Below are 13,307 nucleotides of genomic sequence, written 5' to 3'. Positions count from 1 at the left end.
GGATCGAAACCGGCCAGACAGGAAGGCCGGAACAGCCAGGCCTTGACCGCACAGTTCCCCCCTGGCTGCCACTGGGGCGGCGCAACGCGCGCCAGACCCCTTTGTGCCAAAATCTGCCCCTGCTTCTGCAGCGGCGCGCGGGCGGGCCAGGCGCCCCCCGGCATTCGACCCGGCCTCCCCTAGGAACAACAATGAGCAGCGACCTGATCAAGCACACCACCGATGCCACCTTCGAAGCCGATGTGCTGAAGTCGGGCACCCCGGTGCTGGTGGACTACTGGGCCGAGTGGTGCGGCCCCTGCAAGATGATCGCGCCCATCCTCGACGAGACGGCCAAGGAATTTGGCAGCCGTCTGCAGATCGCCAAGATGAACGTCGACGAGAACCGCGAAGTGCCGGCCAAGTTCGGCATCCGCGGCATCCCGACCCTGATGCTGTTCAAGGACGGCCAGCTCGCCGCCACCAAGGTCGGCGCCCTGTCCAAGGCCCAACTGACGGCTTTCATCGAGCCGCATCTATAATCTGTCGTTGAGTCGTTGGTCGTCGTGCCTTCCAAGGCGCCGGCGGCAGGACGATTGAAGCCACCTCGCCTGCGGGTCCCTGACCCGGTCCCGGCGCGAGGGTCCGGCCACTCCCCCGTGCACACAACCCCGCCGGCTCCGCAAGGGCCGGTCGATGGCGGCAGTTCATGCGCCAGCCGTGCCCGGCCGTTGGCCCCCGGATGCCGGCGTCGCCACTGTGGCGGCCTGGCATCACCCGGCAAAACAGCCCTGGCCCGGCGCGCTGCCACCACCTCCCGGTGATCCACCCATGCATCTTTCCGAACTGAAGGCGCTCCACGTCTCCGCACTCATCACGATGGGCGAGGCGCTGGAGATCGACAACGTCGCCCGCCTGCGCAAGCAGGAGCTGATGTTCGCCATCATGAAGAAGCGCGCCAAGGCTGGCGAGCAGGTGTTCGGCGATGGCGTGCTGGAAGTGCTGCCCGACGGCTTCGGCTTCCTGCGCTCGATCGAGGCCAGCTACATGGCCAGCACCGACGACATCTACCTGTCGCCCAGCCAAATCCGCCGCTTCAACCTGCACACCGGCGACCTGATCGAGGGCGAGGTGCGGGTGCCCAAGGACGGCGAGCGCTACTTCGCCCTGGTCAAGGTCGACCGGGTGAACGGCGTCACGCCGGAGGAGAGCAAGCACAAGATCATGTTCGAGAACTTGACGCCGCTCTTCCCGAAAGAGCCGTTCAAGCTGGAACGTGACAACTACAAGGGCGAAGACAACGTCACCAGCCGCATCATCGACCTGATCGCGCCGATCGGCAAAGGCCAGCGCGCGCTGCTGGTGGCCCAGCCCAAGACCGGCAAGACGGTGATGATGCAGCACATGGCGCATGCCCTGGTGGCCAACCATCCCGAGATCCACCTGATCGTGCTGCTGGTCGACGAGCGGCCGGAAGAAGTGACCGAGATGATCCGCACCGTGCGCGGCGAGGTCATCTCCTCCACCTTCGACGAGCCCGCCGCCCGCCACGTGCAGGTGGCCGAGATGGTGATCGAGCGGGCCAAGCGCCTGGTCGAGATGCGCAAGGACGTGGTGATCCTGCTCGACTCGATCACCCGCCTGGCACGCGCCTACAACAACGTGCTGCCCAGCAGCGGCAAGGTGCTGACCGGCGGCGTGGACGCCAACGCGCTGCAGCGGCCCAAGCGGTTCTTCGGCGCCGCGCGCAACGTGGAGGAAGGCGGTTCGCTGACCATCATCGGCACCGCGCTGATCGACACCGGCAGCCGCATGGACGAGGTGATCTACGAAGAGTTCAAGGGCACCGGCAACTGCGAGATCCACCTCGACCGCCGCATGGCCGAGAAGCGGGTGTACCCGTCGATCCTGATCAACAAGACCGGCACCCGCCGCGAAGAGCTGCTGCTGAAGCCGGAAATCCTGCAGAAGACCTGGATCCTGCGCAAGCTGCTCTACAACATGGACGAAATCGAGGCGATGGAGTTCGTGCTCGACAAGATGAAGCAGACCAAGAACAACCTGGACTTCTTCGACATGATGCGGCGCGGTGGGTGAGGCCGGACGGGAAACAGTCCCTGCGGACTGTTTCTCGCCTGCCGGACGGGCCGAGCTCTGCGAGGCCGTGAGAGCCCTCCCCAAGTCAGCATATAATCCGCGGTTTTCCGCTTCGGGAAAGTGCGCTGCATGGTGCAGCGTGGCTTCCGGCAATCAGCGCTCAAAGGTTTCCCATGAAAGACGGCATCCACCCCAACTACCGCGAAGTGTGCTTCGTGGACCTGTCCAACGGCTTCAAGTTCGTCACCCGCTCGACGGTGGCCACCAAGGAAACCGTGAAGATGGACGACGGCCGTGAGCTGCCGCTGGTCAAGCTGGAAACCACCAGCGAAACCCACCCGTTCTACACCGGCACGCAGAAGAGCGTGGACAGCCTGGGCGGCCGCGTCGAGAAGTTCCGCAACAAGTTCGCCAGCCTCGGCATCAACAAGAAGTCGGCGGCCTGAACGGCCACCGCGGCACCGGCAGCCTGGCCATCAGGCGCCGGCGCCCCAGATCAGGGCAGCCCAGGCTGCCCTTTTTCATGCCCGCCCGTCTCCTATCATCGCCCCGGTGACGCCCAAGCCCAACCCCGCCCTGGTGACGCAGGACGCCGTGCGCCGCCTGCCGCGGCTGGCGCTGCTGCTGTTCTGCGCCGCCTATGTGCTGCCGGGGCTGTTCGGGCGCGATCCCTGGCGCGGCGCCGAACTGGTGGCCTTCGGCCAGATGCTGTCGATCGCCGAAGGCCGCGCACCCTGGCTGGCGCCCGCGCTGGGCGGCGTGCCCACCGATGCCGCGCTGCTGCCGCACTGGATCGGCGCGCTGGCCATCCGCGCCGGCAGCGGCTGGCTGGACCCGGCGCTGGCGGCCCGCCTGCCCTTCGCCGCCCTGCTGGTACTGACGCTGGTGGCGGTGTGGTACGCGACCTTCCACCTGGCGCGCAGCGACGCGGCGCAGCCGTTGCCCTTCGCCTTCGGCGGCGAGGCCTCGCCGGTCGACTACGCCCGCGCGATGGCCGACGGCGCCCTGCTGGTGCTGATCGCCACCCTGGGCCTGCTGCAGCTGGGCCACCAGACCACGCCCGAGCTGGCCCAGCTGGCGGCGGTGGCCGGCCTGCAGTGGGCCTGGGCAGCGGCGCCACACCGGGTGTGGCCGGCCCGCCTGGGCGTGCTGGCTGCGCTGCCACTGCTGGCCGCCTGCGGCGCGCCCGCCATGGCCGTGGCCTTGGGAGTCGGCGCCTTGCTGCTGTTCTGGCGCAGCGCCGACGCCGGGCTGCGGGCACTGCGGCCCTGGCTGGCTGCCGCCACCGTGCTGGCCGCGCTGCTGGCCTGGCCGTCCGGCGCCTGGGCCTGGCGGGTGGCACCAGCGCTGGACGTCGGCTCGCTGGCGCGGCTGCTGCTGTGGTTCCTGTGGCCGGCCTGGCCGCTGGCGCTGTGGACGGTGTGGCAATGGCGCCGCCACCTGGCGCAGCGCCACCTGGCGATTCCGCTGCTGGTGCTGCTGGTGGCGGGCGTCACCAGCGTGGCGATGGACGGGTCCGACCGCGCGCTGATGCTGGGCCTGCCCGGCATTGCGGTGCTGGCCGCCTTCGCCCTGCCCACGCTGCAGCGCAGCGGTGCGGCGGCGATCGACTGGCTGTCGGTGTTCTTCTTCAGTGTCTGCGCCGCCATCGTCTGGGTGTTCTATGCCGCGATGCAGACCGGCACGCCGGCCAAGGCGCTGGGCACGGTGCTGCGCCTGGCGCCGGGCTTTGCGCCGCAGATGTCGTGGCCCGGCCTGGTGCTGGCCGCCGCCGCCACACTGGCCTGGCTGGGCCTGGTGCGCTGGCGCACCGGCCGCCACCGCGCGGTGATCTGGAAGAGCGTGGTGCTGCCGGCCGGTGGTGTGGCCCTGGTCTGGCTGCTGCTGATGACGCTGTGGCTGCCGCTGCTGGACTACGGCCGCAGCAACCGCCCGCTGGCCGAACGGCTGGTGCGCCATGTGCCTGACGGACAGTGCATCGCCGTGCCGCAGGGGCCGCCATCGCTGGTGGCGGCGCTGGAGTTCCACGGCCAGCGCCGGGTGGATGCCACGCCGCGTGCCGCCCGCGGGCGCTGCCCGGTGCTGATGCTGGTGCTGCCATTGCGCGGGCCCGACCTGGCGCGCGGCAACGCACTGGCGGCCACGCAGCGCGCCCTGGGCTGGCAGGAAGTGGCCCGCGAGCGTCGGCCGACTGACCGCAGCGAGGCGGTGGTGGTCTTCCGCCGCAGCCCGGGCTGAGGCGCCCGGCTCACGCCGTGCCGGCCGTCTCGCCGGTCTGCGGCACGGCAGCCGCCTGGCGCACCCGGCCGGCGGGCAGCAGCAGCCGGAAGCGCGAGCCCTTGCCGGGCTCGCTGTCGATCTCCAGCGAGCCGCCATGGCGCTGCACCACATGCTTGACGATCGACAGGCCGAGCCCGGTGCCACCAGTGTCGCGCGAGCGGCTGCCGTCGACGCGGTAGAAGCGCTCGGTCAGCCGCGGCAGGTGCTCGCGGGCGATGCCGATGCCGGTGTCGCGCACCTCGATCTCGCCCTGGCCGTCGGGGCGCTGGCGCCAGCCGATGTGGATCTGGCCCTCGGCTGGCGTGTAGCGCACGGCATTGGTGGCCAGGTTGGCCACCGCGCTGAGCAGCTCGGTGTCCAGACCGGCCAGATCGATGCCCTCGGGCGCGTCCACCGCCACCAGGTGCCGGCCGGCCGACAGGCGACGGGCGTCGTCGGCGGCGCGCTGCAGCAGCGGGCCCAGCGGCGTCCAGCGGTCGGCCGGCGGCCGCGGGCTGCCTTCCAGCTGGGCCAGCTGCAGCAGGTCGGCCACCAGCACCTGCATGCGGTCGGTCTGCTGCTGCATCAGGGTGATGACGCGGCCGCGCTCGGCACCGCTCAGCGGCAGGCTGGCCATGGTCTCGACGAAACCGGCCAGCACGGTCAGTGGCGTGCGGATCTCGTGCGAGACGTTGGCGACGAAATCACGCCGCATCGACTCGGCGCGCAGGCGTTCGGTGACGTCCTGGGTGATCACCAGCTTCTGTCGGTCGCCGTAGCCGCGCACCACCACCTGCAGCGTACCGCGGCCGCCGGGTGCGGCCAGGGTGATGGGCTCGCGCCAGGCGCCGTCCTGCAGGTAGGCGACGAAGGCCGGCATGCGCACCAGGTTGGTCACCGGCTGGCGCAGGTCGCGCTGGGCGTCCAGGTCCAGGTGGTCGGCCGCCACGGCGCTGCACCAGGCGATGTGATCGTCGGCATCCAGCAGCAGCACGCCGTTGGGTGAGGCCTCGATGGCCGACAGGAACTCGGCCAGCCGCTGGTGCTCGACTGCCAGCGCCTGCTCGCGCTGGCGCAGCGCGCGTTCGATGCGGTAACCCAGCTCGCCCCACAGGCCGGCATCGCGCGGCGCATCGCCGTTCTGGCCGTCGCGCAGCCAGCGCATCAGCCGGCCGGCATGCAGTGCATCGCGCAGCACCACCATGCCCACGGCCGAGCCGGCACCCACCACGGCGCCGATGGCCGGCGAGCGCAGCAGCGCCCCGGCCAGCACGCCCAGCGCGCCGCCCAGGGTGAGCGCCAGGAACGACGCCAGCAGGCGCGGCAGGAACCAGGCCATCAAGCGGTCTGCAGGCGCCGGGCCTCAGGCCTGCAGCGCAGGGACGTGCTGGGTGAGGCGGTACCCGGCCCCGCGCACCGTCTCGATCATGCCCGCAGCCTGGGCCGGGGCCAGCGCCTCGCGCAGGCGCTTGACATGCACATCCTCCGTGCGCTCTTCGATGAACACATGGTCGCCCCAGACGCGGTCGAGCAGCTGGGCCCGGCTGTGCACCCGCTCGGGGTGGGTCATCAGGAAATGCAGCAGACGGAACTCGGTCGGCCCCATCTTCAGGTCGACCTCGCCGGCGCCGGTGCGGCGGCTGATGCGGCGGGTGGCCGGGTCGAGCCGCAGGCCGGCAACCTCGACCATGTCCTCCAGTGCCTCGGGCGCCTTGCGGCGCAGCACCGCGCGGATGCGGGCCATCAGCTCGTTGGTCGAGAACGGCTTGCTCAGGTAGTCATCGGCGCCGGCATCCAGCCCGGCCACCTTGTCGGCCTCTTCGCTGCGGGCGGTCAGCATGATGATGGGCAGCTCGCGGGTGCGCTCGCTGGCCCGCCATTGCCGGGCCAGGGCCAGGCCGCTCTGGCCGGGCAGCATCCAGTCCAGCACCACCAGGTCCGGCAGCACGGCATCGATGGCGCGCTGCGCCTGCTCGGCGCTGGCGGCCAGCGTCACCTCATGCCCGGCATGGCGCAAGTTGATCGCGATCAGCTCGGCAATCGCCGATTCATCCTCGACCACCACGATTCGACTCATGGATCGCTCCTGCGCTCAGCGCACCAGGTTCTCGACGGTGTCCACCGGGTTGTGGCGCACGTCGGTCCCCTTGACGATGTAGATGATCTGCTCGGCCAGGTTCTTGGCATGGTCGCCCACCCGCTCGATGGCCTTGGCCACGAACACCAGGTCGATGGACGACGAGATGGTGCGCGGGTCTTCCATCATGTAGGTGATCAGCTTGCGCATCAGGCCGTCGAACTCCTGGTCGATCTGGTCATCGTGGCGCAGCACTTCCACCGCGGCATCGGTGTCCAGGCGGGCGAAGGCATCCAGCACCTTGCGCAGCTGCTTGGTGGCCAGCTCGCACTCGAAGGTCAGGTCGCCCACCGGCAGGCGCATGCGGCTGGACACGCCCGAGTTCAGCAGCCGCTGCACCGTGCGGGCGATGCGCGCCGCCTCGTCGCCGATGCGCTCGAGGTTGGCGATGGTCTTGGAGACGGCGATCAGCAGGCGCAGGTCACGCGCCGTGGGCTGGCGCCGGGCGATGATGGTCGACAGATCGCGGTCGATCTCCATCTCCATCTGGTTGACGCGCTCCTCGGCCTTGAGCACCTGGGTGGCGACGTCGCCGCTGAAGGTGGACAGCGCGTAGACCGCCTGCGCCACCTGGCTTTCCACCAGGCCGCCCATCTCCAGCACCCGCGTGGAGATGCCGGACAACTCGTTGTCGAACTGGGTGGACAGATGCTTGTCGGTCATGCTGGATGCCTCTCGAATCAACCGAACCGGCCGGTGATGTAGTCCTCGGTGTCCTTGCGCTTGGGCTTGGTGAACACGTCGTTGGTGGGGCCGAACTCGATCAGGTCGCCCAGGTACATGTAGGCGGTGTAGTCGCTGCACCGCGCCGCCTGCTGCATGTTGTGGGTGACGATGAGCACGGTGTAGTCGTTCTTCAGCTCGTGGATCAATTCCTCGATCTTGCCGGTGGAGATCGGGTCGAGTGCCGAGCAGGGTTCATCGAGCAGCAGCACCTCGGGCTTGATGGCGATGCCGCGGGCGATGCACAGCCGTTGCTGCTGGCCGCCGGACAGGCCGGAGCCGCTCTGGTCGAGCTTGTCCTTGACCTCGTTCCACAGCGCGGCCTTGCGCAGCGCCCATTCCACCCGCTCGTCCATCTCGATGCGCGGCAGGGTCTCGAACAGCTTCACGCCGAAGGCGATGTTGTCGTAGATCGACATCGGGAACGGCGTCGGCTTCTGGAACACCATGCCCACCTTGGCGCCGATCAGGCTCACGTCCACCTTCTTGTCCAGCAGGTCGGTGCCGTCGAGCAGGATCTGGCCTTCGGCGCGCTGCTCGGGGTAGAGCTCGAACATGCGGTTGAAGATGCGCAGCAGCGTGCTCTTGCCGCAACCCGACGGGCCGATGAAGGCGGTGACCTTCTTCTCGGGCAGGTCGAGGTTGATCTTCTTCAGCGCCTGGAAGCCGCCGTAGTAGAAGTTGAGATCGCGCACCGAGATCTTGGCGCGCTCGGTGATCGGGGTGGAGACGGAGGAATCCATGGTCTTCGAACCTTGTGCGGGAGCCGGTCAGTGCTTGTTGCGGAACAGCACGCGGGCCAGGATGTTCAGTGCCAGCACGCCCAGCGTGATCAGGAAGACGCCGGCCCAGGCCAGCTTCTGCCAGTTCTCATACGGGCTCATCGCGAACTTGAAGATCGTCACCGGCAGGCTGGCCATGGGCTCGCGCAGGTCGCTGGTCCAGAACTGGTTGGACAGCGCGGTGAACAGCAGCGGTGCCGTCTCGCCCGCGATGCGGGCCACCGCCAGCATGATGCCGGTGATGATGCCGGCCCGCGATGCCTTCAGCGTCACCGCCGAGATCACCTTCCACTTCGGCGTGCCCAGCGCATAGGCGGCCTCGCGCAGGGCGTTGGGGATCAGGCTGAGCATGTTCTCGGTCTGGCGGATGACCACCGGGATCACGATCAGCGCCAGGGCCAGCACGCCGGCAAAGCCGGAGAAGCTCTTGACCTGCGCCACCACCGCGGCATAGATGAACAGGCCGATCACGATCGACGGCGCCGACAACAGGATGTCGTTGATGAAGCGGGTGATGGCGCCCAGCCAGGTCTTCTGGCCGTATTCGGCCAGGTAGATGCCGGCCATCACGCCGATGGGCGTGCCCAGCAGCGTGGCCAGGCCGGCCATGGTGATGGAGCCGAAGATCGCATTGGCCAGGCCGCCCTCGGCCTGCGGCGGCGGCGTCATCTCGGTGAACACCGCCAGGTTCAGGCCGCCCACACCGAGACGGAAGGTCTCGATCAGGATCCAGACCAGCCAGAACAGGCCGAAGGCCATGGCGCTGAGCGACAGGGTGAGCGCGATCACGTTCACCACCTTGCGGCGGCGGTGCATGGCCAGACGGCTGGCCTGCTGGGCAGGCGTGAAGGCGGCGGCGGCGTTGACGCTCATGAGCGGGTGCCCTCGTTCTTGCGCAGGCGGGTCAGCAGCAGCTTGGACAGGCTGAGCACGACAAAGGTGATGAAGAACAGCACCAGGCCGAGGTAGATCAGCGAGGCCTGGTGCAGACCTTCGCCTGCTTCGGCAAATTCATTGGCCAGTGCCGAGGTGATGCTGTTGGCAGCCTCGAACAGCGACAGCGAATCCAGCTGGTTGAAGTTGCCGATCACGAAGGTGACCGCCATGGTCTCGCCCAGCGCGCGGCCCAGCCCCAGCATGATGCCGCCGACCACGCCGGTCTTGGTGTACGGCAGCACCACCTTGGACACCACCTCCCAGGTGGTGGCACCCAGGCCGTAGGCCGATTCCTTCAACATCGGTGGCGTCACCTCAAACACGTCGCGCATCACCGCCGCGATGAACGGGATGACCATGATCGCCAGGATGATGCCGGCCGACAGGATGCCGATGCCCACCGGCGCGCCGGAGACCAGGGTTTCCAGGAAGGGCACGCCCTTGAGCAGCTTCTGCAGCGGCTGCTGCACATAGGTGCTGAGGATGGGGCTGAACACCAGCAGGCCCCACATGCCGTACACGATGGACGGCACCGCCGCCAGCAGCTCGATGGCGATGCCCAGCGGCCGCTTCAGCCAGCCGGGCGACATCTCGGTGAGGAACAGCGCGATGCCGAAGCTCACCGGCACGGCGATGACCAGCGCGATGAACGACGTCATCAGCGTGCCGTAGATCATCACCAGGCCGCCGAACTTCTCCTTGACCGGATCCCATTCGGTGGACCACAGGAAGCCCAGGCCGAACTCCTGGATGGCCGGCGCCGCGCCAACGAACAGCGAGACGATGATGCCGGCCATCAGGGCCAAGGTGAGCCAGGCGGCGCCATGGGCCAGGCCAGAGAACAACGCGTCACCCCAGGGGGCGACGCGGCGGCGCTGGGGGGGCTGCTGCTGTGGTGTCACGCGGTCAGTGGCTGGATTGGCGGGGAAGGTTGCGGCCACGGTGGCTCCACGCGACTGTAGGGGAGAAGTGCGCTGCTGCTGCGCCCGGTCAGCCCGCAGGCGTCACTTGAAGGCCACAGGCTTGCCGCCGGCATCCTTGATCTGGGTTTCCCACTGCTTGCGCACCAGGGCCTTGACCGAATCCGGCAGCGGCACGTAGTCCAGGTCGTCGGCGGCCTTGTCGCCGTTGGTGAACGCCCAGTCGAAGAACTTCAGCGCGTTGGAGCCGCTGGCCGGCTTGTCCTGGGTCTTGTACATCAGGATGTAGGTCGGGTTGGTCAGCGGCCAGGCGGTCTTTCCGGGCTGGTCGGTGGTGATCTGGTAGAAGGTCTTGTTCCAGTCGGCACCGGCGGCGGCGGCCTTGAAGGCGGTGTCGTCAGGCGCGACGAACTGACCATCCTTGTTGCGCATCAGCGTGAACGTCATCTTGTTCTGCTTGACGTAGGCGTACTCGACATAGCCGATCGAGTTGGGCAGGCGCTGCACGAAGGCGGCCACGCCTTCATTGCCCTTGCCGCCCGCGCCCACCGGCCAGTTCACCGCCGTGCCCTCGCCGACCTTGGCCTTCCACTCGGCGTTCACCTTGCTCAGGTAGTTGGTGAAGATGAAGCTGGTGCCCGAGCCGTCGGCACGGCGCACCACCGAGATCTCGGCATCAGGCAGCGGCACGCCGGGGTTCAGCGCGGTCAGCGCGGCGTCGTTCCACTTGGTCACCTTGCCCAGGTAGATGTCGCCCAGCACGGCGCCGGTCAGCTTGACCTGGCCCGGGGCGATGCCCTTGATGTTGATCACCGGCACCACGCCGCCGATCACGGTGGGGAACTGCAGCAGGCCGTCCTTGGCCAGCTCTTCGTCGGTCAGCGGCATGTCGGTGGCGCCGAAATCGACCGTCTTGGCCTTGATCTGGCGGATGCCGGCACCGGAGCCGACCGACTGGTAGTTGATGCGGGCGCCGGTGGCCTTGTTGTAGGCGTCGGCCCACTTGGCGTACACGGGCGCCGGGAAGGTGGCGCCGGCACCGGTCACATCCTGGGCCAGCACCGTGGCGGGCACCATCGGCAACGTCAGGGAGAGCGCCAGCAGGGTGGCGCGCAGCGGGTTGGTGGTCATGGGCAGGGGCCTTTCAGTGCAGAAGTGGCTGTTTTGGCAACAACCAGCACTGTAGGCAGGGCATGTGACAAGTCGATGACCGACTGTCACAAACCAGCCGCCGGGGCATCAGCCTGTCATGCCACCGTCACACGGCGGCGCGGCGCTCAGCGCCGGGACGCCGCGACCAGCCGCTCGGCCAGTGCCCGGCCCTGGGCCGCATCACGTGATTCGACCATCACCCGCAGCACCGGTTCGGTGCCCGAGGCGCGGATCAGCACCCGGCCGGCGTCGCCCAACTCCGCCTCCACCCGGCGGGTTTCAGCTGCCAGGTGCGGGTTGTCCTGCCAGCCAGCCAGGCTGGGCAGGCGCACGTTCAGCAGCGTCTGCGGAAACAGCGTCACATCGGCCAGCAGGTCGGCCAGCGAGGCCTGGGCGCGCTGGATGGCCTGCAGCACCTGGAGCGCGCTGACGATGCCGTCGCCGGTGGTGTGCTTGTCCAGCGCCAGCAGGTGGCCCGAGCCTTCCCCGCCCAGCAGCCAGCCGCGCGCGGCCAGTTCCTCCAGCACATAGCGGTCGCCCACCTTGGCACGCACCAGCGGCACGCCGCGCGCGCGCAGCGCCAGTTCCACCGCCATGTTGGTCATCAGCGTGCCCACCGCGCCGGGCACGGCCTGGCCTTGGGCCAGGCGGTCCACCACCATCGCATAGAGCAGCTCGTCACCGTTGAACAACCGGCCACTGCGGTCGACCAGCTGCAGCCGGTCGGCGTCGCCATCCAGGGCCACGCCATAGTCGGCACCGTGCTGGGCCACCGCGGCCACCAGGGCCTGGGGCGCGGTGGCGCCGACGCCATCGTTGATGTTGGTGCCGTCGGGCGCACAACCGATGGCCACCACCTCGGCGCCAAGTTCATGGAACACGTCGGGCGCCACCTGGTAGGCCGCACCGTGGGCGGCATCCACCACCACCTTCAGTCCGCGCAGCGACATGTCCTTGTCGACGGTGGACTTGCAGAACTCGATGTAGCGGCCGTGGGAATCGCGCAGCCGGCTGGCCTTGCCGAGCGAAGCCGAATCCGCCCACTGCGGCGTCTCCTCCAGCGCGGCTTCCACTGCCTTCTCCCAGTCATCCGGGAGCTTTTCGCCCTTGGCCGAGAAGAACTTGATGCCGTTGTCGGGATAGGCGTTGTGCGACGCGCTGATCACCACGCCCAGGTCCAGCCGCAGCGCGCGGGTCAGGTAGGCCACGCCCGGGGTCGGCAGCGGGCCGGTCAGCAGCGTGTCGACACCGGCCGACACCAGGCCGGCCTCCAGCGCGCTTTCGATCATGTAGCCCGAGATGCGGGTGTCCTTGCCGATCAGCACGGTCGGCCGCTTGATGCTGCGGCGCAGCACGCGGCCGACCGCATGACCCAAGCGCAGCATGAAATCCGGCGTGATCGGGGCCTGGCCCACGGTGCCGCGGATGCCGTCGGTGCCGAAGTAGCGTCTGCTCATGGTCTGTCTTGTCCCTGTGTTGATGTTGTCTCGGGCAGGCCGGCAGCCGCCCAGACCTGCAGTGCATCCACGGTGGCGGCCACGTCGTGCACCCGCACCACCTTGGCACCGCGCTGCACGGCGGCCAGCGCCGCCGCCAGGCTGGCCGGCAGGCGGCCGTCCACCGGCCGCCCGGTCAACTGCCCCAGGGTGGATTTTCGGCTCCAGCCGACCAGCAACGGCTGATCCAAGGCCAGCAAAACATGCTGGCGGCGCAACAATTCCCAATTGTGTGCCGCTGTCTTGCCGAATCCGATGCCCGGATCCAGCGTGATGCGCTCGGCGGCCACGCCGGCGGCCACCACCGCGGCGCGCCTGTCGCGCAGCCAGTGCACCACGCTGTCGACCACATCGCCGTCGTAGTGCGGATCCCGCTGCATCACGCCAGGCTCGCCGTTCATGTGCATCAGGCACACACCGCAAGCCGGGTGGTCGGCCACCACCGCCAGCGCGCCGGGCCGGGCCAGCGACCGCACGTCGTTGATGATGTCCACGCCGAGGTCGAGCGCCGCTCGCATCACCTCGGGCCGGCTGGTGTCGACCGACACCGGCACGCCCAGGGTGACGGCATGGCGCAACACCGGCAGAACCCGCGCCAGTTCCTCCGCCAGGTCGGGCGTGCGGGCGCCCGGGCGGGTGGATTCACCACCGATGTCGAGGATGTGCGCGCCCTCGCGCACCAGGCGCTCGCAGTGCGCCTGGGCCGATGGCGCATCGGCATGCAAGCCGCCGTCGGAAAACGAATCCGGCGTGGCATTCACGATGCCCATGACCAACGGCTGGTCCAGGGCGATGCGGTGGCGGGTGGTCTGCCAATGCATGGCGT

At 68.8% G+C, this 13,307-nt stretch carries 13 protein-coding genes; 4 read left to right on the top strand and 9 right to left on the bottom strand.

The annotated features are described in order from the left end of the window. The first annotated feature begins 191 nt into the window (after nt 1–191). The 4 genes from trxA to FFT10_RS12300 all read left to right on the top strand — a co-directional run bounded on the left by trxA (nt 192) and on the right by FFT10_RS12300 (nt 4,314). Nucleotides 192–521: a thioredoxin TrxA gene (gene trxA / locus FFT10_RS12315; RefSeq protein WP_137733117.1), complete on the top strand. Its 330-nt coding sequence runs from the start codon at nt 192–194 to the stop codon at nt 519–521. 289 nt (nt 522–810) lie between these two features. Further along, nucleotides 811–2,076 carry a transcription termination factor Rho gene (gene rho, locus FFT10_RS12310; RefSeq protein WP_137733116.1) on the top strand — a complete coding sequence of 422 codons (1,266 nt, stop codon included), beginning with the start codon at nt 811–813 and terminating at the stop codon, nt 2,074–2,076. A 173-nt stretch (nt 2,077–2,249) separates the two neighbouring features. Further along, complete coding sequence (locus tag FFT10_RS12305; protein WP_137733115.1) at nt 2,250–2,522, top strand: type B 50S ribosomal protein L31; 273 nt, start codon at nt 2,250–2,252, stop codon at nt 2,520–2,522. A 106-nt stretch (nt 2,523–2,628) separates the two neighbouring features. Continuing rightward, nucleotides 2,629–4,314 (top strand): glycosyltransferase family protein, encoded by a 1,686-nt coding sequence (locus tag FFT10_RS12300; RefSeq protein WP_137733114.1) that lies wholly within the window; start codon nt 2,629–2,631, stop codon nt 4,312–4,314. Nucleotides 4,315–4,324: 10 nt separating this feature from the next. Here the strand turns inward: FFT10_RS12300 and phoR are convergent, their stop codons facing one another. From phoR to folP, 9 genes are all read right to left on the bottom strand, one after another. Beyond that, nucleotides 4,325–5,674, bottom strand: coding sequence for a phosphate regulon sensor histidine kinase PhoR (gene phoR, locus FFT10_RS12295; RefSeq protein WP_137733113.1), 1,350 nt, complete (start codon nt 5,672–5,674; stop codon nt 4,325–4,327). Nucleotides 5,675–5,698: 24 nt separating this feature from the next. Beyond that, nucleotides 5,699–6,412 (bottom strand): phosphate regulon transcriptional regulator PhoB, encoded by a 714-nt coding sequence (gene phoB, locus FFT10_RS12290; RefSeq protein ID WP_137733112.1) that lies wholly within the window; start codon nt 6,410–6,412, stop codon nt 5,699–5,701. 15 nt (nt 6,413–6,427) lie between these two features. Then, complete coding sequence (gene phoU, locus FFT10_RS12285; protein WP_137733111.1) at nt 6,428–7,135, bottom strand: phosphate signaling complex protein PhoU; 708 nt, start codon at nt 7,133–7,135, stop codon at nt 6,428–6,430. A gap of 17 nt (nt 7,136–7,152) precedes the next feature. Then, nucleotides 7,153–7,938 (bottom strand): phosphate ABC transporter ATP-binding protein PstB, encoded by a 786-nt coding sequence (gene pstB, locus FFT10_RS12280; RefSeq protein WP_137733110.1) that lies wholly within the window; start codon nt 7,936–7,938, stop codon nt 7,153–7,155. A gap of 27 nt (nt 7,939–7,965) precedes the next feature. Continuing rightward, on the bottom strand, nt 7,966–8,850 hold the full coding sequence (gene pstA, locus FFT10_RS12275) for a phosphate ABC transporter permease PstA (protein WP_137733109.1): 885 nt from the start codon (nt 8,848–8,850) through the stop codon (nt 7,966–7,968). Next, nucleotides 8,847–9,815, bottom strand: coding sequence for a phosphate ABC transporter permease PstC (gene pstC, locus FFT10_RS12270; protein ID WP_137733108.1), 969 nt, complete (start codon nt 9,813–9,815; stop codon nt 8,847–8,849). The genes pstA and pstC overlap by 4 nt, the downstream gene beginning before the upstream one ends. Before the next feature lie 102 nt (nt 9,816–9,917). Further along, a complete protein-coding gene (gene pstS, locus FFT10_RS12265) occupies nt 9,918–10,964 on the bottom strand; it encodes a phosphate ABC transporter substrate-binding protein PstS (protein ID WP_137733107.1) in 1,047 nt (348 codons plus the stop codon). Between the two features lie 146 nt (nt 10,965–11,110). Continuing rightward, entirely contained in the window at nt 11,111–12,442 is a 1,332-nt protein-coding gene (glmM, locus tag FFT10_RS12260; RefSeq protein ID WP_137733106.1) for a phosphoglucosamine mutase, read from the bottom strand. Further along, nucleotides 12,439–13,302, bottom strand: coding sequence for a dihydropteroate synthase (gene folP / locus FFT10_RS12255; protein WP_137733105.1), 864 nt, complete (start codon nt 13,300–13,302; stop codon nt 12,439–12,441). Before folP ends, glmM begins: the two co-directional genes overlap by 4 nt. Between the last annotated feature and the right edge of the window lie 5 nt (nt 13,303–13,307).

This window comes from Pseudaquabacterium pictum (assembly GCF_005403045.1).
Lineage (GTDB): Bacteria > Pseudomonadota > Gammaproteobacteria > Burkholderiales > Burkholderiaceae_C > Pseudaquabacterium > Pseudaquabacterium pictum.
Note: the sequence above shows the minus strand (reverse complement) of the source record. Positions and strands in the feature narration are given on the sequence as shown.

Bases quoted from the DNA above. Each gene is read 5' to 3' on its own strand.
- phoB (WP_137733112.1), bottom strand. From the start codon at position 6,412: ATGAGTCGAATCGTGGTGGTCGAGGATGAATCGGCGATTGCCGAGCTG.
- rho (WP_137733116.1), top strand. From the start codon at position 811: ATGCATCTTTCCGAACTGAAGGCGCTCCACGTCTCCGCACTCATCACG.
- folP (WP_137733105.1), bottom strand. From the start codon at position 13,302: ATGCATTGGCAGACCACCCGCCACCGCATCGCCCTGGACCAGCCGTTG.
- phoR (WP_137733113.1), bottom strand. From the start codon at position 5,674: ATGGCCTGGTTCCTGCCGCGCCTGCTGGCGTCGTTCCTGGCGCTCACC.
- pstA (WP_137733109.1), bottom strand. From the start codon at position 8,850: ATGAGCGTCAACGCCGCCGCCGCCTTCACGCCTGCCCAGCAGGCCAGC.
- pstS (WP_137733107.1), bottom strand. From the start codon at position 10,964: ATGACCACCAACCCGCTGCGCGCCACCCTGCTGGCGCTCTCCCTGACG.
- FFT10_RS12305 (WP_137733115.1), top strand. From the start codon at position 2,250: ATGAAAGACGGCATCCACCCCAACTACCGCGAAGTGTGCTTCGTGGAC.
- glmM (WP_137733106.1), bottom strand. From the start codon at position 12,442: ATGAGCAGACGCTACTTCGGCACCGACGGCATCCGCGGCACCGTGGGC.
- trxA (WP_137733117.1), top strand. From the start codon at position 192: ATGAGCAGCGACCTGATCAAGCACACCACCGATGCCACCTTCGAAGCC.
- pstB (WP_137733110.1), bottom strand. From the start codon at position 7,938: ATGGATTCCTCCGTCTCCACCCCGATCACCGAGCGCGCCAAGATCTCG.
- phoU (WP_137733111.1), bottom strand. From the start codon at position 7,135: ATGACCGACAAGCATCTGTCCACCCAGTTCGACAACGAGTTGTCCGGC.